We start from the raw sequence: 19,872 nt of genomic DNA, 5'->3' as shown, positions 1-19,872 counted from the left end.
TCGACCTATGAACAGCAGTATTTTCGCACCGCCGCTGCCCGCCAAGGCACAACAGATTATTTCCTGGGGCAACCTGCACGGCAGCAGTCTGGCCTTAGCCATCGTCAATGCCGCCAGACAGCATAAAGGCTCCACCGTGCTGGTCACTGCGGATACCCCCACGGCCCTGAAACTTGCCCGTGAAATAGAAAGCCTGCTACCGCCCAGCCAAATTCCGGTGCGCGTTTTTCCCGATTGGGAAACGCTGCCCTACGATCAGTTCTCCCCCCATCAGGATATTATCTCAGAACGGCTGGAAACTCTGTTTAATATGACTCAGCCTCAAGCCAGCCTGTATATAGTGCCGGTGAACACCCTGATGCAGCGACTGGCGCCGGTAGATTACCTTTCCAGGTACCTGCTATTGCTGGAAAAAGGCCAGAAACTGGAGGTCGACACCTTCCGTCAAGGACTGGAAAAAGCCGGTTATACTGCGGTGACTCAAGTGCTCAGCCATGGCGAATATTCGGTGCGCGGCAGCATCATCGATCTCTATCCTATGGGCAGCAAACAGCCGTTTCGCATTGATTTGTTTGACGATGAAATCGACTCCATCCGGGTGTTCGATACCGACTCTCAGCGCTCCGGGGAGACTCGCGATAAGATCCGAATGCTGCCAGCTCATGAATTCCCCACCGATAAAACCGCCCTCAATCTGTTCAGAGAACAGTTTCTTGAACGCTTTGATGCCAGCAATGCCAAAGAGTCGGTGTTCTACCAAGTGACCAAGGGTACTATGCCGGCCGGTGTGGAGTATTACCTGCCGCTGTTTTTTGAATCCACCGCCACCTTATTCGATTACCTACATAAAGACTCCCTGGTGCTGATGCATGGCGACATTAATCATGCTGCCGAGTTTTTCTGGGCCGATATCAGCGAACGTTACGAGCAACACAAGTATGATCCTCAGCGGCCTTTACTAGGACCGGCCGAGATCTATCAGCGGGTAGATGAGCTCTTTGCGGCGCTGAAACGATGGCCGCGGGTGCAGGTTCAATACGAAATGCTGGAAGACAAAGCCGACCGGCACAACTTCCAGACCCAGGCCCTGAGTCCGGTAGCCGTTAACCCCAACAGCAAGACTCCGCTGGCCTCACTGCAACAGCACCTTGAGCAATGGCGGAAGCTGGGAGTTAAAGTGCTGTTCAGCGTCGAAAGTCAGGGTCGCCGGGAAAGTCTGTTGGATATGCTCGGCAAGATCCGCTGTCAGCCTAAACAATGCCAGGATCTGGACGCTTTTTTAAACCAGCATGAGTCTCCCGGCATTTTTGTCAGCAATGCCGAGCACAGTTTCGAATTGCACGAATCCGATGCGCAGTTGGTACTCATCACTGAGACCGAATTATTAGGCCATAAGATCAGCCAAAGGCGACTGCGCAAGCAACAGCAGGCCACCGACGAAGCAGCCGTTATCCGAAATCTTGCAGAGCTGAAAATCGGCCAGCCGGTGGTACACCTGGATCATGGTGTTGGTCGTTACATAGGTCTGCAAACCCTGGATGCTGGCGGCGTCAGCACCGAGTTTGTCACCATCGAATATGCCAAAGGCGCTAAGCTGTACGTGCCGGTCTCGTCGTTGCACCTTATCAGTCGCTACACCGGTGGCGATGTGGATCAGGCCCCTTTACACAATCTGGGTAACGACACCTGGGCCAAGCAACGTAAGAAAGCCGCCGAAAAAGTACGGGATGTGGCCGCTCAGCTGTTGGATATTTACGCCAAACGCGCCGCTAAGCCCGGCTTTGCCATCGATGTGGACTGGAACGAGTATCAAAGTTTTGCCGATAGTTTCCCCTTCGAAGAAACCCCAGATCAACAACAGGCTATTAATGCGGTGATCCAGGACATGGGTAGCCCTACCGCCATGGACCGTCTGGTCTGCGGTGACGTAGGCTTCGGTAAGACTGAGGTGGCCATGCGGGCGGCCTTTCTGGCCGCCAACGCCGGTAAACAAGTCGCGGTTCTGGTGCCAACCACCCTGCTGGCCCAACAGCATTTTGAGAACTTTAAAGACCGCTTTGCCAACTGGCCGTTTAAGATTGAGGTTATGTCACGCTTCAGCAGTGGCAAGAACCAAAAGGCGGTGTTGCAAGAGCTTGAGGATGGCAAGGTGGATATTGTGGTGGGTACTCACAAGCTGTTGCAAAACGACATCAAGTTTAAGGATCTGGGCCTGGTCATCATCGACGAAGAGCACCGCTTCGGTGTGCGCCAGAAGGAAAAGTTCAAAGCCCTGCGTGCCGATGTGGATATTCTGACTCTGACCGCCACCCCCATTCCCCGAACCCTGAATATGGCCTTATCGGGCATGCGGGATCTGTCGATCATTGCCACCGCCCCCGCCAAACGTCTGGCCATTAAAACCTTTGTCCGCCAGCGGGATCATCAGCTGTTGCGCGAGGCGGTGATGCGCGAGATCTTGCGGGGCGGTCAGGTCTATTTTCTACATAATGAAGTGGAAACCATCGACAAAACCGCTCGTGAACTGGCCGAGATTGTGCCTGAAGCCCGCATCGCCAGCGCCCACGGACAGATGCGCGAGCGCGAGCTGGAGCGGGTGATGTCAGACTTTTATCACCAACGCTTTAATGTACTGGTCTGTACCACCATCATCGAAACCGGCATCGATATTCCCTCGGCCAATACCATCATCATGGACCGAGCCGATCATCTGGGTCTGGCCCAATTACACCAGTTGCGTGGTCGCGTGGGACGATCTCACCACCAGGCCTATGCCTATCTATTAACCCCCCACCCCAGACGCATGACCAAAGACGCTCAGAAGCGTCTGGAGGCCATCGCCTCGCTGGAGGATCTCGGTGCGGGCTTTGCCCTGGCTACCCATGACCTGGAAATTCGAGGCGCAGGGGAACTGCTGGGTGATGACCAATCCGGCCAGATCGCCACCGTTGGCTTTAGTCTGTATATGGATATGCTGGAAGAAGCGGTGGAAGCCTTAAAAGAAGGCAAAGAGCCGTCGCTGAGTGACAGCCTGTCAAGACATACCGACATCGAACTCAGGGTTCCGGCACTGCTGCCCGAGGACTATATAGCCGATGTAAACCTGAGGTTGTCCATGTACAAGAAGATAGCCAATTGCCAGAACGATAGAGAGCTCGATGAGGTCCAGGTAGAACTGGTTGATCGCTTCGGACTGCTGCCACAACCGGCCAAGAACCTGGTCAGACTCACCGCCATGAAATTTAAGGCCCGCCAAATCGGCATTCAGAAGATCGAAGCTCATGCCAAAGGCGGCATCATCGAATTTGACGAGAAGCCCAGCATCGACCCCGGCTATCTGATTCAACTCATTCAGCAACAGCCCAGTATTTACAAGCTGGAAGGCCCGCAAAAGCTTAAGTTTAACATCGCCACTGACGAAGCCACTGAGCGTGTTAAACTGGTGCAGGACATGCTGGATGAATTCAGCCAACAACTACAGGCGGCATAATAAGAAATGAAAGGAAAACTCTTACTGGCCATCGTAACTACTGGGCTGAGCCTCGCTCTGCATGCCAAAGAACCGTTGGTGGATTGGTGGTTTGAAATCGAAGTTCTGGCCTTTAAGCACAATACACCGGTGGCCGAACTTGATGAACGCTTCCCTCAGCCAGTGGTAACGCCTGCAGTCCCATCCATGATGGAGCTGATCAAACAATATTTGCGTCCGGACACCAGAACACTCAGAGCCAGTTTACCCTCGTGTTTGCCTCTGTCTGACTCCGATGAACCACCACCGTCTGTAGCAGACAAGGCTCTGCTCAACACCCTGACTCAGAGCATCAGCAGCTTAGAGTCCACTAGCCCACTGTATCCAACGGACCCGGAGGAGCATTTTTCACCGGATGCTGAAGTGGTCGGTAAAGTTGTGGACTCGGAAGATAGTGGTAAAGTCAGCCAATCCGCTCACTGGCTTAACACCGGTTGCCAGTATGATTTTGAGCAACGCTACCTGGCCGATCTACTGGTTAAAACTCCACAGCCGGAGCAACACATCGAGCAAGTGCCGACAACCATTGATGCCCCAGAGAAAATCGGTAACGATAAGCCCTATCTGCTGGCCAGCGACTCACTGCAATTGCACAGGTTGGCGGGTAAACTGCGCTATCGGGCGGACGTTGAGCCGCTCTTACACTTGGGCTGGCGACAGGAAGTTCAGTTTGGGCGCGGTCGCGCTCTGCCACTGCGCCTGATGGGCGGTAAAAACTTTGCCAAAGACTATGATGTCTTGGGTTATCCCCTAGGGGAGGACGAGCCAAAGCCTGACATAAATACCCCACTCGCCTCACCCACACAGCCCCTGATGGAAAAAGTTGAGGAAGCGTTAGACAACCCACTGGTGCTGACCAAATCCCATATCGCCAGCGAGCAGCTCGGCCAGACTATCCCCGAGTTATTTGAACTGGACGGTCAGTTTAAAGTCTATCTGAAGTACATTAACCGGGTGCCCTATCTTCACATTGATGCAGAGCTGGTGCATCGCCGGGAGGGCGATGCTGGCCTGATGAATACCCAGCCGTTGTCGCAACTGCAAGCGGTTCCGGAGACTTCATCGGCACTCTACGCCAGTGATGATAGTGCCAATCGCCAGCTTTACGGTTTTGGCTTTGATCAATTACGGCGAGTCATCAGTAACCAACTGCACTATTTTGATCACCCCTTGTTCGGTTTAGTCGTCCAGATCAGGCGTTACACCAAGCCTGTTGAGGAAGATAAAGCCGAGCAAGAACAGCAACAGAATAATAACCAATAGGCTTTTATGAAAATTTACACTCGAACTGGGGATAAAGGTAATACCCAGGTATACGCCGATACCGTTGAGCCCTTACCTAAAAATCACAGATTACTGGAAGTATACGGCACTTTGGATGAACTGAATGCCCACCTCGGTCTGTTGGCTTCCTACCTGGACATTTCTGAATCTCACTGCCAGGCCATTTTCGAGGTACAGCAGAAACTATTTCATATTGGGTTCACTCTATCAGCCAGCAGTGAACTTACGGATAGTGACGTTACGGAACTGGAGCATCAGATAGACCAGTGGCACACCGAACTGCCACCTCAGACCAGCTTTATTCTGCCCGGAGGCTGCACTAAAGCAGCCCAGGCTCAGGTCTGCCGAACCGTTTGCCGACGAGCCGAGCGTCATGTGGTCGCGCTCAGTGAGCAGCGTGATGTCAGCCCCCAGGCCTTGTGCTACCTGAACCGACTGTCCGACTGGCTGTTTACCCTATCGCGTTATCTTAATCATCAACAAGGCATAACCGAACAAAAAGTCTAGTTTTCACCAACTTGTGTCATTTTCTATTTTGCTATTTGGCGGCTTTCATCTAGTCTTTTTTTAACGACACGCTTAACTGCCATGGAATATAATGATGCAACGCTACGGATTCTTGGTACTTCTATTGCCTCTATGGCTGGCGGGATGCGCCACCCACCTCCCCCCAGCCACTGTTCACGAATCTCAGACCACCAATATCGATAATTACGAATATTTGATTGGCCCCGGTGACACCCTGAACATCTTTGTGTGGCGCAACCCTGAAATCTCCGGTTCTTTCCTGGTCCGTCCCGATGGCAAGATAACCACCTCTTTGGTGGAAGATATCGAGGTCTCCGGAAAAGCACCTTCGGCATTAGCAAGAGACATCGAAACCGTACTGAGCAAGTACATAAAAGATCCCATAGTCACCGTGAGCGTGTCGGGTTTTGTCGGCCCGTTTAGCGAGCAGGTTAGGGTAATCGGCCAGGCCACGTCGCCCCAAGCCATCAACTATCGTAAAAATATGACCTTACTTGATTTAATGATCGAGGTGGGAGGACTGACCGAGTTCGCCGCAGGCAATCGGGCCAAGTTAATTCGGGTAGAAAACGGACAACAGAACCAATATGACCTTGAGATTGCCGATCTCATTGAGTCTGGTGATATCAGCGCCAACGTAGATTTGCTGCCGGGAGATATTGTGATCATCCCTGAGTCCTGGTTCTAGGCTGACACAGATCATCATCCCCAATTTTTATCATCACTGGAATACAGTAAAAGATGGAACATCTACAGCAGCTTTTCGATGATCTGATCGGCTATGTCCGAGGTATCTGGGTTAAAAAGCGTATTATCATGCTCACATCATGGCTCATATGCCCATTGGCATGGTTAGCCATAGCAATTATGCCAGACGTCTATCAGGCTTCGGCTAAGGTCTATGCCGATACCAACTCGATTTTACAACCCCTGTTAAAAGGGGTCGCAATCCAAACCAATGCCGATCATGAAGTGCAATTGATGGCCCGGACTCTGCTGACCCACCCGAACCTGGAAAAAATCGTTCGTCAGACAGACATGGACTTAAATGCCAAAAACGAAAAAGAGTTCGTGAACATCGTTGAGCATCTCAAAGAAAAAATCGACATCGACTCGACTGGGCGAGCCAACATTTATACGATTTCTTACCAGAACAAGGACCCTCAACTGGCAAAAACGGTCGTCGAAGAAACATTGAATCTGTTTGTGGAATCGACCCTGGGCTCGACCCGGCAAGACTCTCACTCTGCCAACCGCTTTTTAAATACCCAGATTGCGGAGTATGAACAGCGTCTGAGCGAAGCCGAACAGCGTTTGGCTGACTTTAAGCGCAATAATGGGCAATACCTGTCCAGTAATAACACAGGCTACTATGAGCAAAAAAATCAGCTCAAAGACGAGTTAGACGCCATCGAACTGGAAATTGCTGAAGTCGAATCACGACTGACACAAGCCGAAAACGCCATGAAACAAGCCAGACAGGCGTTAAGACAGCAGAACTCTACCGACAATGTGAGCATTACAACCAAGTACGACGAGCGTATTAAGACCCTGCGCACTCGCTTAGATGAGCTCATGATCCGCTTTACCGAGAATCACCCCGATGTGATCGAAACCCAAAATTTGCTTACTAACCTGGAGCAGATGCGGGCGCAGGAAATACAAGAGTTTGAGCGTCAGCTGGAAAGTGATCGCGACATTACCGCCTTGTCTAAAAGTGCCGTGGGAGAAACTTTGATGATCCGAGTCCAGCAACTGCGTAACGAGCTGGCATCACTGGAAGTACGTAAAAGCAATTACCAACAAAAGTTGGAAGATCTCGAAGCAAAGATCGATGTCTACCCGCAGATCGAAGCCCAGCTAACCGCACTAAACCGAGACTATGGTATCACCAAGAAAAAGTATGAGGAGTTACTGTCAAGGCGCGAGTCAGCCAAGATATCCCAACAGGCAGAGCTGCAGCAGGATGACATTCAGTTTCGAGTGATTGACCCACCGCGCACACCATTGACGCCCTCGGGGCCAAACCGCCTGCTATTACATAGCGCGGTGTTAGTCTTTGGCTTCGGGGCTGGTATTGGCCTGGCTTTTCTCATAAGCCAGATTCATCCGATAGCACTGAGCCCTGGGCAATTAAGTGCTGCTACTCAACTGCCCGTTTTTGGGGTGGTTTCCCATGTAGATATACAAGACATTGCCAAAGCGAAACGTCGTAAGTTGTTTTGGTTCTGGACATCCAATATTACATTACTGGCCGGTTACCTGGGTTTTATCGTCCTCGACCTGACAGGCCACCGATTGGATAACGCCTTACTGAACAAGATCTTTCAGCATATTAGCTCACAAGTAGCAGGCTTGGTGTAAGTTATGAGTACCATTGAAGAAGCCCTGAAAAAACACGCTTCAACCTCTGTCGAAGACGAGTCTGAAAGCCAGACAGCGGCGCCGGTTGATAAAAAGCATCCCTCGCGCTCAGCATCCGTTAAGCAGGAAGAGAGTCCCCAGGTTCACATTCCTCTGGAAGACCTGGAACGTCAGGGCTACGTATCGGTACTTGGCAATCGTTGCGCCATTAATGAGGAGTTTCGCGGCATTAAGCAAAAAGTCTTGTCCAACGCCTTTGGGCCGTTGTCTAAGAGTCTGCCTAACGCCAACTTAATTATGATCAGTAGCGCTACTGCCAGCGAAGGCAAGTCCTTTTGTGCGCTGAACCTGGCGCTCAGCATCGCCCTGGAGCAGGACAAGACGGTGCTATTGGTGGATTGCGACGTTTTGAACCCGTCACTGGACAAAAAAATGCAGATCAAGCCGAAGCAAGGGTTGATTGAGTATTTATCCAGCGAGGCCGACGATGTCCAGGACATTATCCATTTAACTAACCTGGAGAAGTTGCGTTTTATTACTGCCGGTCGACAACACCACTTAAGTAGCGAGCTACTGGCCAGCGAAAAAATGGCCCAGTTGGCTGAAGAGTTTGTCAGCCGCTATCCAGATCGCCTGGTTATCATGGACTGCCCTCCTTTGCTCGGCATCAATGAGACCTCTGTGCTCTCCACTCTGGCCGGTCAGATACTGATCGTTGTCGAAGAAGGCCGAAGTGCAATGGCAAACATAAAAACCGCTGTCAGCTCTCTGGATCGGAATAAGGCTATCGGGTTTGTATTGAACAAATCCACACAGCCGGATAACAGCAATTACGGCTATGGGTATGGATACAGCTATGGCAGATAAGGTTAAGCAGCCAACCTACCGTTTACTTTGCTTACTGAGCACGATGGCTCTGCCAGTCAGTGGGCTGGCAGGTGAACTCATGATTCAGCCAGCATTAGAAGTGCTGTCGTCTCACCCGGATATCGACGATCGAACCACTCCCAGTCAAAGCCGCGATGGTCTCGCCTGGAGCCTTACCCCAGAGTTAGGGCTTGAGTACCATTCAAATCGCACCAGGGTGAATTTCATCACTCGCTATCAACATATTGAGCGCCATGGCGAATTGACGTCGAGCGGCCGCAGTAACGGCGATTGGTCTACAACGCTGAGCTCTACCGTAGATATTGTCAAAGACGCCCTGCAGCTGGCCGCGACGTATGATCGCTCGCAACAGCTAGCCGACAGTCGCACCGGCGTTTTCAGCGACAAGCTTACCGCTCCGGACGACTTTGTGGATGTAGAATCCTACAGCGGTAATCTGAGCTGGCAAATCCCTAATGCCAAATGGGTATCAATGAACGGCAGTCTCTTTGGCTCACGCCGTACCACAGTCGATGATGTCAGCGATGGCGACTTTTTCAATGTAGACTCTGAGCGGCTCGGCGGACAAATGCAGCTGAGTAACGGATATCAATACCAATACTTGCAATGGCAGCTACAGGCTTCTGAGCAGGAAACGCGACGGCGTCAACTGGGTGACTTTAAGCAACAGGCTCTTTCAGCAAATATGGACATTCCGCTATACGGTGAGCTCAGCCTGACTCTCACAGCGCAAGATACAAATTACAGCCTGGATGGCAACCAGATACTGGCTGACCGACTGGATTATCAACAATACGGTATTGGCTTGGGCTGGCAGTTAGGGCAAAACAGCGTGATTAAAATTATTGCTTACCGCTCCGATCAGAACCAGGAGCAAACCGATGATAATTATATTGGAGGACTGGCCAGACTGGTCTTGTCGCCGCGCTCTTCCATTGAGTATGAGAAGTCCAAAAATGCCCTTGGCGACAAGGAAAGCCTGACGCTGATTCAAAACAGTCGTCTGCTGCGCACCCGGGTTGGCTTCTCGGAAGATATCCGCATCAGTACGACCACCGAATTAGCTCAGACCGGCACCGCAACGTTTGTATGCTCGGACTCCAGTACCGATATTAATGACTGCTTTCTGCCTTCGACACTGGACTATCAACTGGCTCCCGGTGAAGCCTTGGTCAGCTTTAATCAGCTGTCTCCAGAGTTAAACGAGCAGGTGGCCAAACTAGAAACCGCCTTCATCAGTCTCAGCTACGATAATCAAAGTAAATTGCTAATGAGTGTCGGCTATAGTCACAGCAAGCGGGTTGGTCTTGAAAGTGCGACCCGTGACGAAGACAGAGACAGCTACAGTGCCAACCTCAGCTATAGGGTCGCCCCCTACTCGGCAGTCATACTGAGCGCCAACATCAGCCAGATTGACTTTATCACTCTCAACGAGTCGGATGACAACCGTCAATTCGCATTGTCTTACGATACCGCATTGAGCCCGGATATGGATCTTAAGCTATCGGCTGTTCGGCGTGAGCGGAAGGTAGATGAACGACAAATTGACTTTACCGATGATAGGTTGGAACTGGTGTTGAACTACCGTTTTTAAGGCGCATCATTCCCCTGCTTCAGACGCTCCAGCCGACGTTTTATCACATTATCCAGATAGCGGCTGAGCTTGAGTTTATGCTTTAACGTCACCTCCAGCGTATCCCGGATCTCGGCGATGCTGGTTTTCAGGTACTCCAGGTCCTCTTCTACCTTGTTATCCCCGAATTCCAACGCCGCTTTGTCTTCATCCAGCGGGTATTGAGCATCCAGCGCACCTTCCACCAGAGACTCTTCGGTTAACTCTTCCAACACGCGTTTCACATCATCCGCGTCAATGATTCTGGCTTCACTCAGATAACCGAACAACAAGGCACGATCGGCTAAGGTATTGATTTTCCTGGGCACTCCCTGACTGTACTCGAATATTACATCCAACGCCTGATCGGTAAATATCCGTTGCGGCTGACGAGACACACAATCGATGCGGTATTGAATGTATTCGGCAGTTTCCTGATGGTTAAGAGGTGTAAGATTCAAGGAAGCCACTATGCGCTGCCGGAACTGTTCCATCTCTGGTCCCCTTAGCAAGGTGCGCAGCTCCTTTTGTCCCAATAAAAAGCTTTGCAACAAGGGACGACCCTGGGTTTGAAAATTTGACAGCATGCGTAATTCTTCCACCGACTCTGGTGGTAGGTTTTGCGCTTCATCGACGATGAGTAAAGCCCGTCGTCCTTCATCGTACAACGTGGTCAGAGCCTGCTCGATCTGCTCCACTAACACCGCTTTGGAGGACGCCTGATGGGATAAACCCAACTTACTGGCGGTCACTCGTAATAGATCTTCCGGTTCAAGTCGCGTGGTTACCATATGTAACACGGTGATGTTGTCGTCGCGAATTTGCTCAATCAGACTGTTTGCCAGTGTGGTTTTGCCCGTACCAATATCACCGGAGATAACAATAAACCCCTCCCCCGATTGCACGCCATATTGTAAGTAAGACATGGCGCGGTTATGGATCGAACTGCCGTAAAAGAAATTCGGATCCGGTGTGAGGTGAAAAGGTTTATCCGTTAAACCATAAAACGATTGATACATAACCCACCCACTCCTTTATAATCTTGACACCGGCTTGATGGTCAGTGCTCATCTAGCTTGGTTGTAAGTTGTATTATTAGCAAGCATCAACAAAAATGATAGATAAATACGAGGGTACCGATCCCCCGACAATACAGGGAGACACACTTTGACAACACTTATCACCGGAGGCTGCGGTTATATTGGTAGCCATACCCTGGTCAACCTGTTAGAACAACAACCACAACGAGATGTTCTGGTGCTGGACAACCTCAGCAACAGCTCTGAGACGGCCTTGCAGCGCGTATCCGAGTTGGTAGGGCGGCCCATTGAACTGGTGGTCGGCGATATTCGCGACAAAGACACCCTGACACGCCTGCTAAAACAAAACCAGGTGGATACCGTGATCCACTTTGCCGGTCTCAAAGCGGTCGGCGAGTCGGTCAACCAACCGCTGGACTATTATTCCAACAATGTCTATGGCAGCCTGGTGTTACTGGAAGCGATGCAGGAAGTCGGCGTTAATAAGCTAATTTTCAGCTCCTCGGCCACTGTCTATGGCACGCCCAAACAACTCCCCATCACAGAACAAGCCCCCACTGGCGGTATTATGAATCCTTATGGGCGCACCAAATGGCATATCGAGCATATCCTGCAGGATGTCTGTACCGCCATTCCAGACTTTACGGCTATTTCACTGCGCTATTTTAATCCGGTCGGCGCCCACAGCAGTGGCCGCATTGGCGAAGACCCCAAAGACACCCCTAATAATCTGATGCCCTATATCACTCAGGTGGCCGTGGGCCGGCGCCCCCGGTTAACGGTATTCGGTGATGACTATGACACCATAGATGGTACTGGCGTGCGAGACTACATTCATGTAATGGACCTGGCAGCGGGACACAGTGCGGCACTGGAACGGCTAAGTCAGATTGGTGCCGGTTTTCACGCCATCAATCTGGGCACCGGGCGGGGCTATTCGGTACTGGAGATCATCCGAGCCTTTGAAGCCGCCTCCGGGCAGAGAATTGATTATGGAATCGGTCCAAGACGTTCAGGTGACATTGCCAGTTGTTATGCCGCCAATGATAAGGCCAGACAACTGTTGAACTGGCAGGCCACCCGAGGGCTTGATGAAATGTGTACCGATGCCTGGCATTGGCAGCAAAACAATCCCAATGGCTATACTTAGACTCTACATCACTTCAGTTATTACAAGGACATCGCGCCATGCGGCTCATTCCGGTGACACTCACCTGCCTGCTCTTTGTTAGCTGCCTGTTCTGGCCGTCCCTGTTAATCGCCGACGAGCGCTTTCAGGTTCAGCGCGTCCAGGCCGTCGAACACATAATAGAAGTACGTCGCCAGGGCACACTGGCCTTTCTTCGGGAGTACCGCCGCGCCTTTAAGACCGCCGGTTATGTGAAGGCATTAAATGTGGATGTGGGCCAGACCTTCCAGCAAGGCGATACGCTTGCTCAATTGGATATCAGCGAACTCTTACAGCAACGCCAGCGTATTCAGGCCAGACTCACCTTTATCGGTAATGAGTTATTGCGGCTCAACCGTCTACTGGATCGAAAGCTGGTCTCTCCTTCCAGTGTTGAATCGATGCAGGCCGAACACGACCAGCTCCAGGCTCAACTATCAGAGCTGAATTACAATATTAACAAATCGACCATCAAGGCCGACTTCGACGGGGTCGTCCTTGCCCGCCAGGTCAATCAGGATGAACTGGTTCAGCCCGGACAGAGTGCTTTAGTCGTGACACCACTGCGCGATAACTGGGTGGTCGAGGTCACCGTCAGCGCTGACGAACGACTTGGGCTTAAACCGGGGCAAAAACATCGTATTTACCTACCCGCTTTAGACCAGGAATTTTCCGCTCCGATCCGTATTCTCGCCCAATCTCCGATAACCAATAGCCAGTTATATCGGGTCGCCCTGGCACTGCCAGCAAAGGCCGATTTTGTGAAAGGTTTAGTAGCAGAAGTGACCTTTCAACTGCAGCGCGCAAATGTTTACCCGATTCCCCATCAGGCCATTATCCGCAGCCATCAGGGACAAGCCGAAATAATGTTAAGTCAGGACGACCGTTACAAGACGCAAAAGTTTGCGGTGTTGGATATGGATGAGCGCTATAGTTATCTGGCAGCACAGCAATCAACCATTCAAGTCGTTACCAATAGCTGGATTGCACACTAAATGATGGTGACACTCGCAAAACGTGCTATCGCCTATAACCGGGTGTCTTTCTTACTGTTGGCATTGGTCCTGCTGCTGGGCGGAATTTCACTTAAGCTAATGCCCAAAGCCGAAGACCCTCAGTTTGAATTACCCTTATCGGTGGTCGAAGTCCTGGCCCCCGGACTGAGCACCCAGGATATGGAAGTCCAAGTGGTCAACCCCATTGAGGATGCCTTTAGCCTGCTGGAGGATGTTGACAGTATCGAAACCACCATCAAACAAGGCAGTGTCACCTTTGAGGTACGCTTTTTATACGGCGTTGAGCCGGACGCTGGCTTCGATGAGGTAGTCCGGGCTGTAGGCCGGGTCAGAGCCAGCTTACCGTCACAAATCAAAGGCATCCTATACTTCAAGGCCGCCCCCACCACAGTCAATATCTTTCAGATAGCCCTTAGTTCGACCCAGAACGACTATGTCCTCTTAGAACGTCATGCCAAGCGCCTTCAGCGACGCTTGCAGGCTATTAAGGGCATCAACAAGGCAGAACTTTGGGGCGTTCCGGAACAGGTGGTTAAAGTGGCTTTAATGCCGCATAAATTACAGGCTCATCAACTCAGTCTCGCCCATATTCAACAAGCTCTGAGCGCCCGGGGCACCTATCGAAGTGCCAGCTATATCGATACCCAACAGCGCCGTTATCATATTGAGTTGTCAGGTAAGTTTGAGTCGCTGGCGGCCATTCGTAACACCCTGATCCCCGCTATCGGCTCAGAGCCTGTACGCTTGGGGGATATTGCCCATATTGACTATGCCAGCTATCAGCCCGATTACCTAGCCTACCTGAATCAAATCCCCAGCGTTTTTGTGACGCTACAGCAACGTAGCGGCAGTAATATCTTTGATATCAAGCAACAGGTACAAGAACAGCTGGATAGCTTTGCTAAGCAGCTTGATGGCTCAGGGATTCAGATGAAGGTTATCTTCGATCAGTCCGAGGGCGTGAAGCACCGTGTGGGCGGTTTTCTTAACAATCTTTGGTTCGGCTTAGGCCTGATCCTAGCCGCCCTGTTAGTGTTTATCGGCTTGCGAGAGGCCATTATCGTAGCCCTAACCATTCCCTTGTCTATTGGACTGGCGTTAGTATTATTGGACAGCCTGGGCTTTGCCTTTCAACAAATGACCATCGCCGGCCTTATCATCGCCTTAGGTCTACTCGTGGATAATGCGCTGGTAATGGTCGAGGCGACCACTCAAAAGCTGCGACACAACGGCAATAAGATCAAAGATGCGGCTCTTGCCGCCGTTAAAGACGTTGCCTGGCCAATCACCTCAGGAACTTTGACCACCGTTTTTGCCTTTCTGCCGTTGCTGCTGTTGCAAAGCGATACCGGTGACTTTATGCGCGGACTGCCAGTGTCGGTGAGTTTAGTGCTGATCTCCTCACTGATCTTTGCCACCGTCTTTCTGCCAGCATTAATGGTGGCTCTGCGGATTCAACACCAGGGCCGTTGGAACCTGCAACGCACTCTCAATGGTCTGGCCAGAACCGTCTATTCGCCTTTGCTGTCGTCGCTAACCCGCTGGCCCTGGCTAACGGTTGCGGCCGGCCTGGGGCTGGCGGCCTTATTTGCCAGTTTGTTCCCCAAAGTCGGCGTGAGCCTGTTTCCCAAAGCTGAAAAGCAAATTGTGGTAGTCAATGTGGAGACCAATCCTGCGACATCTCTTACTCACACAAGGGAACTTGCCTTTTCCATCAGCCGAGAGCTTAGTCAACTGCCTGGCGTTCAGCATATCGTCGAGAACGTGGGCGCCAGTAACCCCAGAATCTATTACAACCATGTAGCCCGCCGTGGAGAGCCCTACTTCGCCCAGTTAATGCTGTTCATGGACAACTATAATCCGAGCACTATCGAAGACACCATTAGCAAGGTCCAGTCCCGTTATCAGGATGAGGGGGAAGTTAAAGTCAACGTGTATGAATTTCAGCAGGGCCCGGTCACCGATCGCCCCATCACTTTCAGGATAATGGGCGACGATTTAGCTCAATTACGCGACTACGGTGCAAAGCTGGCTGAGTTTCTGAAGCAACTCGACGGCACGCGCGACGTGCGCAACGTCTCGTCCCAAAACAACACCAAGCTGGCTATCCGGATCGACGAGTTTAAGGCCCTTAACGCTGGTCTGAGCCTGTCAGCACTGGAACAGCAATTGTCCTTATTGCTGGAAGGTCAACGGCTGGGCAGCCTGGATGACTCTTTCGGCGAAGACTTTTCCATAATACTAACCCAGTCCGAAGCTGAGCTTCAGCACCTCCTGCGCAACACCTATGTTTATCATCCGCAGGGAGAAAGTCTGCCGCTCAGCGCCGTTGCCAACATTCATACCATAGCGGGAACACCGCCATTCTTTCACTATCAGAGAACCCGGATGGTCAAAGTCAGTGCCGATTTTTCGCCGGGCTATAATGTCAAAGCGCTAACCGAACAAGCTCAAGCTTTCCTAGATCGCCAGCAGTGGAAAGGCGGTATTTATTATCTAACCGGCGGCGAGGAGGCCGCACGACAAAAGTCCTTCGGCGGCCTGAGCCAAATTATGCTGCTGGCCGCCGGCGGTATTTTTACTATTCTGGTTTTACAGTTTAACTCGCTGCGCCAGCCACTGATCATCTTTAGCATACTCCCTCTTGCCATTACCGGAGCCATTGTGGGCCTCTATCTGACCGGCCACTCCTTTTCCCTGATGGCGTTTATCGGTGTAATCAGCTTACTGGGCATCGTAGTGAACGACTCCATCATCATGGTCGATACCTTTAACCGACAACGTCATCAACACGAAAACAGAAAAGCGGCGATGATTGAGGCTGCCAGCAGCCGCTTTACCCCCATCATCTTTACCTCATTGACCACAATTTTAGGTCTGTTGCCGCTAACCTTATACGGCGGTGCGCTTTGGGAGCCCATGGGCTGGGTGATCATCACCGGGCTGATCTTTTCTACGCTGACCTGTTTACTGTTTGTCCCTGCAGTTAGTCTACTGCTGTCCCGACGCTGATCTGGCTAATTCACCTGATTGTTCGACTTAATATCACTAAGACCGTACTTATCAATCAGGGCATAAAGCGTGGGGCGTGTAATGCCCAATAACTCTGCCGTACGAGATAGGTTACTGTCGGCTTGAACAAAGGCTCTGCGTATAGCGTTGGACTCTGCCGTTTCTCTTACCTGTCGTAAATTAAAGACCTCTGCCGGTCCCCCACCACCAGACAGGTTTAGCATCAGATCATCAGCACCGATAAAGGGCTTGTCGGCCATCACAACAGCGCTTTTTATCTTATTTTGAAGCTCTCGGATATTGCCTGGCCAAGCGTATTCGAGCAGAGCCTGTTTGGCATCATCGGCAAGGCCGCGACACGGTTTATTTAATTGCCGGCTATAGCTATTGAGAAAATGCTTGGCCAATAACAAGGTATCCTTGTCCCGATCTTTGAGCGGTGGGATTTTCAAGGTTATCTCACTCAGCCTGTAGTAAAGGTCTTCCCGAAACGCTTCATTAGCGACCATTTCAGGAATGTCTCTGTGCGTGGCGCAAACTACTCGAATGTCGACCGGAATTTCCTTGCGACCACCAACTCGCTCAATAGTACGCTCTTGTAAGAAACGCAGCATCTTGGCCTGCAGTGGCAGTGGCATATCGCCAATTTCATCCAAAAACAGGGTGCCGCCATCGGCATGCTCAATCTTACCGGCTGTGGTTTTTACCGCGCCTGTAAACGCGCCCTTCTCATAGCCAAAGAGCTCGCTTTCCAGCAGGTTTTCCGGTATGGAGGCGCAATTAATGGCAATAAAGGGTCCCTCGGCGCGGGCACTTTTTTTGTGCAAAGTGCGTGCAAACACCTCTTTACCGGTACCGCTTTGACCCAAAAGCAATACGGAAATTTCCGTATCCGCCACTTTATCCACTATCTGGCGGGCTTTAAGAATCGCTTCACTGCTGCCAATAATGTCGGAGTCCTGACTATGACGCTGCTCCAGAGCTGTCAGCTCCCGCTCCAGGTTCACTAGATAGAAAGCCCGTTCAAGAATGACAGAAATAGTCGGTAACTCAATGGGCTTGAGATAATAGTCATAGGCGCCAAGCGCAATAGCTTTAAGGGCGCTCTCCTGGTCCGAATTCCCAGTGACCACGATCACCTTGGTGTCGGGCAATAGAGATAAGATTTGTTCAAGAATGGCAAGCCCCTCAGTGGCATTACTGGCATCCGGTGGCAGCCCCAGATCCAGAGTCACCACTTTTGGCTCGTGCAAACGAAGCTGTGCAATGGCCGATTGCCGATCCTGAGCAAAAACGGTTTCATAGTCGGTCAGCCCCCACTTCAACTGTTTTTGGATCCCCAGGTCGTCGTCAATGACCAATAACTTTTCCATAACTACTCCTGCGTTAAAATTGGCAAACGAATATCGAATCGAGTTCCCTCGCCAGGGGAGGAAGTCACCGCAACCTGTCCTCCCAGAGACTCCATATAATGCTTAGCCTCGTAGGCCCCAATGCCCATGCCGGCATTTCCCTTGGTTGTTACAAAAGGCGTAAAAAGCTGGGTCTGAATAAACTCTTCGGTCATACCGTTACCGGTATCGACAATGGTTAACTGACCTTGCTGTTCTCGCTGAGTAACGAAAATCCTGATGGCGCCTTTATCAGGCGTTGCCTGTTGAGCGTTATCCACCAGATGATAGAGAACCGTGGCCAGTGTTTCGCTGTCCGCCTGCACGCTAAAGTCTCGTTCTACCTTAAGCTCAGGTTGAGGTTGCTGCCCCCGACACCGCGGCAAAACTTTATTTTGGATACATTCAGCGATTGCCACCCGACTTACTTCATGGCTGTCAGCGCGCCTTGAAGTCAACTGAGTGAGCATTTTTTGCAGTCGGGTATCAGTATGACTCAAGGTTTCAAATGTATCTTCTATAAACTCCGGGTTGTGCTTATGCTTAGTCGCATTACTCAGGATAAGACGAATCTGGGCCAGTACGTTTTTCAGGTCGTGTACTACAAAGGCCGATGTGCGACTAAAAGCAACAAATTGTGCATTCTCCAATAATTGTTGACGGGTCTCATACTGGGTCAAATAATGACTCACCTGCTCTGTCACCACACCCACATAATCGCGCATCTCCCAGTCAAGACGCATCTCTTTACTGCTTTTTAGCAAAACCATGCCCCATAAACCTTGAGGATTGTATATCGGAATCACCACCAAGGACGCTAGCTGCTGCTCCTGCCACCCGCTCAGAGCTAATTTCGGATAATGTTCAGGATGTAACCGGTATTCATGGCCGTCTACAATCCAGTGGTTATCCTTTAGAAACGGACACAGACCTTGTTTGATCGCAGCTAACTGCGAATCGGTCACCCAAAATCCGATATCCGCCACCGTGGATAAAGTTGCTCCCTGTTGCTTAACCAAGGCCCCTATGGGTAACTCCATGGCATCCAGTACACCTTTCAGTGCACGTTGATAGGCATCTTCCCCCTTGGTAAAAGGTTGGCTCAACAAATGGGTAAGCGCCAGCCAACGGGCCCGGTAGTCAAAGCGATTGGCAAAAAAATGCTTTTGAATCAGAACTCTTGCCTTGCGCTTAAATTGAGAGGACAACAACACAAACAGCAATACTACAAAGGCCAGGGCAGTAAACAGTATTTGCAACATTGAGGACCATTGTCCCTCAATAGAGCGAATATAATAACCAGTTAACGCCATTACCGTCAGATACAGGCCCGCTCCCAATAATAACGAGCTGCGCCATACCACATCACGGGATATATATATCTGTCCGCCTAGCTGGCGGCTGCGCTTCATTGACCAGAAAAGAAAGGGAATAAACAGAGTATGCAGATAGCCTCGGGCCAGCCACATGGTCGGTTCAACCTGCTTGAGTAAACTGGCATCGGCGAAAACAATGAAGTCATAAACCAGTAAAGTACCAAGGCCAATTAATAAAGGCTTTAACCCCCATAGTCGGTTCTTTGCCTGGCGAAGCAGCGTCTCGATATAAAATAAGGCCAGCAGGGTCAGCGCCAGATAACCAGTAAACACGGCATTTTTCGACAACCAATAGATCTCATTCGCCAGCGGCAGGAACATCCCCGTGCTCAAAGCCAGTATGGCTGACATTTTATGACCTGAGCCGATTTTTCCATCACCTTGGCTGACCACCAATAACAAACCGATAACAGAGACCAATCTCAGGCTTTCTCCGATAAAAACCGGAGTATCGAACACCACTAGCCAGGAGCCGCTCAAATGAATAGCCGCCCAAATCGCCCCACACAATAATGTTAGTGTCAGGACTCTTTTAACCACAGAGCGGCCGGGCGTAAACTGAGTCAGTCCAAGAATCAATAAATACACCAGCAGAGCACTGGCATACCCGAGCCAGTTCAAGAGCTCTGGCGGCGTCCCATCAATGGCTAACATAACAGTGTCC

The 19,872-nt window shown here is 51.0% G+C and carries 13 protein-coding genes; 10 read left to right on the top strand and 3 right to left on the bottom strand.

The window, feature by feature from the left end; all coding sequences use genetic code 11:
* The first annotated feature begins 7 nt into the window (after positions 1-7).
* The 7 genes from mfd to HMF8227_RS05955 all read left to right on the top strand — a co-directional run bounded on the left by mfd (position 8) and on the right by HMF8227_RS05955 (position 10,187).
* Positions 8-3,490: a transcription-repair coupling factor gene (gene mfd / locus HMF8227_RS05985; protein WP_109339310.1), complete on the top strand. Its 3,483-nt coding sequence runs from the start codon at positions 8-10 to the stop codon at positions 3,488-3,490.
* Between the two features lie 6 nt (positions 3,491-3,496).
* Positions 3,497-4,792 carry a CsiV family protein gene (locus HMF8227_RS05980; RefSeq protein ID WP_109339309.1) on the top strand — a complete coding sequence of 432 codons (1,296 nt, stop codon included), beginning with the start codon at positions 3,497-3,499 and terminating at the stop codon, positions 4,790-4,792.
* A gap of 6 nt (positions 4,793-4,798) precedes the next feature.
* Positions 4,799-5,320: a cob(I)yrinic acid a,c-diamide adenosyltransferase gene (locus tag HMF8227_RS05975; protein WP_109339308.1), complete on the top strand. Its 522-nt coding sequence runs from the start codon at positions 4,799-4,801 to the stop codon at positions 5,318-5,320.
* Between the two features lie 91 nt (positions 5,321-5,411).
* Entirely contained in the window at positions 5,412-6,029 is a 618-nt protein-coding gene (locus HMF8227_RS05970) for an XrtA/PEP-CTERM system exopolysaccharide export protein (protein ID WP_109339307.1), read from the top strand.
* A 53-nt stretch (positions 6,030-6,082) separates the two neighbouring features.
* Positions 6,083-7,705 carry an XrtA system polysaccharide chain length determinant gene (locus HMF8227_RS05965; RefSeq protein ID WP_109339306.1) on the top strand — a complete coding sequence of 541 codons (1,623 nt, stop codon included), beginning with the start codon at positions 6,083-6,085 and terminating at the stop codon, positions 7,703-7,705.
* Between the two features lie 3 nt (positions 7,706-7,708).
* Complete coding sequence (locus tag HMF8227_RS05960; RefSeq protein WP_109339305.1) at positions 7,709-8,572, top strand: XrtA-associated tyrosine autokinase; 864 nt, start codon at positions 7,709-7,711, stop codon at positions 8,570-8,572.
* Positions 8,562-10,187, top strand: a complete 1,626-nt coding sequence (locus HMF8227_RS05955; RefSeq protein ID WP_109339304.1) for a hypothetical protein — start codon at positions 8,562-8,564, stop codon at positions 10,185-10,187. The genes HMF8227_RS05960 and HMF8227_RS05955 overlap by 11 nt, the downstream gene beginning before the upstream one ends.
* Here the strand turns inward: HMF8227_RS05955 and HMF8227_RS05950 are convergent.
* Positions 10,184-11,224 carry an XrtA/PEP-CTERM system-associated ATPase gene (locus HMF8227_RS05950; protein WP_109339303.1) on the bottom strand — a complete coding sequence of 347 codons (1,041 nt, stop codon included), beginning with the start codon at positions 11,222-11,224 and terminating at the stop codon, positions 10,184-10,186. The genes HMF8227_RS05955 and HMF8227_RS05950 overlap by 4 nt on opposite strands.
* Positions 11,225-11,372: 148 nt before the next feature.
* Between HMF8227_RS05950 and galE the strand changes: the two genes are divergently transcribed.
* From galE to HMF8227_RS05935, 3 genes are read left to right on the top strand one after another with little or no spacing between them, the layout of a single operon-like run.
* Positions 11,373-12,395 carry a UDP-glucose 4-epimerase GalE gene (gene galE, locus HMF8227_RS05945; RefSeq protein WP_109339302.1) on the top strand — a complete coding sequence of 341 codons (1,023 nt, stop codon included), beginning with the start codon at positions 11,373-11,375 and terminating at the stop codon, positions 12,393-12,395.
* Between the two features lie 38 nt (positions 12,396-12,433).
* Positions 12,434-13,408 (top strand): efflux RND transporter periplasmic adaptor subunit, encoded by a 975-nt coding sequence (locus HMF8227_RS05940; protein ID WP_109339301.1) that lies wholly within the window; start codon positions 12,434-12,436, stop codon positions 13,406-13,408.
* Entirely contained in the window at positions 13,409-16,441 is a 3,033-nt protein-coding gene (locus HMF8227_RS05935) for an efflux RND transporter permease subunit (RefSeq protein ID WP_109339300.1), read from the top strand.
* A gap of 5 nt (positions 16,442-16,446) precedes the next feature.
* Here the strand turns inward: HMF8227_RS05935 and prsR are convergent, their stop codons facing one another.
* Positions 16,447-17,814 (bottom strand): PEP-CTERM-box response regulator transcription factor, encoded by a 1,368-nt coding sequence (gene prsR / locus HMF8227_RS05930; protein WP_109339299.1) that lies wholly within the window; start codon positions 17,812-17,814, stop codon positions 16,447-16,449.
* Positions 17,815-17,816: 2 nt separating this feature from the next.
* Complete coding sequence (gene prsK, locus HMF8227_RS05925; protein ID WP_109339298.1) at positions 17,817-19,862, bottom strand: XrtA/PEP-CTERM system histidine kinase PrsK; 2,046 nt, start codon at positions 19,860-19,862, stop codon at positions 17,817-17,819.
* Positions 19,863-19,872: the final 10 nt, after the last annotated feature.

The organism is Saliniradius amylolyticus (genome assembly GCF_003143555.1).
In the GTDB taxonomy this organism is placed as follows: Bacteria; Pseudomonadota; Gammaproteobacteria; order Enterobacterales; family Alteromonadaceae; genus Saliniradius; species Saliniradius amylolyticus.
The sequence above is the reverse complement of the archived record's forward strand: the minus strand, read 5'-3'. Positions and strand labels throughout refer to the sequence as shown.

Coding starts and splice junctions, on each gene's coding strand:
- mfd (WP_109339310.1), top strand. CDS start 8: ATGAACAGCAGTATTTTCGCACCGCCGCTGCCCGCCAAGGCACAACAG.
- HMF8227_RS05980 (WP_109339309.1), top strand. CDS start 3,497: ATGAAAGGAAAACTCTTACTGGCCATCGTAACTACTGGGCTGAGCCTC.
- HMF8227_RS05975 (WP_109339308.1), top strand. CDS start 4,799: ATGAAAATTTACACTCGAACTGGGGATAAAGGTAATACCCAGGTATAC.
- HMF8227_RS05970 (WP_109339307.1), top strand. CDS start 5,412: ATGATGCAACGCTACGGATTCTTGGTACTTCTATTGCCTCTATGGCTG.
- HMF8227_RS05965 (WP_109339306.1), top strand. CDS start 6,083: ATGGAACATCTACAGCAGCTTTTCGATGATCTGATCGGCTATGTCCGA.
- HMF8227_RS05960 (WP_109339305.1), top strand. CDS start 7,709: ATGAGTACCATTGAAGAAGCCCTGAAAAAACACGCTTCAACCTCTGTC.
- HMF8227_RS05955 (WP_109339304.1), top strand. CDS start 8,562: ATGGCAGATAAGGTTAAGCAGCCAACCTACCGTTTACTTTGCTTACTG.
- HMF8227_RS05950 (WP_109339303.1), bottom strand. CDS start 11,224: ATGTATCAATCGTTTTATGGTTTAACGGATAAACCTTTTCACCTCACA.
- HMF8227_RS05940 (WP_109339301.1), top strand. CDS start 12,434: ATGCGGCTCATTCCGGTGACACTCACCTGCCTGCTCTTTGTTAGCTGC.
- HMF8227_RS05935 (WP_109339300.1), top strand. CDS start 13,409: ATGATGGTGACACTCGCAAAACGTGCTATCGCCTATAACCGGGTGTCT.
- prsR (WP_109339299.1), bottom strand. CDS start 17,814: ATGGAAAAGTTATTGGTCATTGACGACGACCTGGGGATCCAAAAACAG.
- prsK (WP_109339298.1), bottom strand. CDS start 19,862: ATGTTAGCCATTGATGGGACGCCGCCAGAGCTCTTGAACTGGCTCGGG.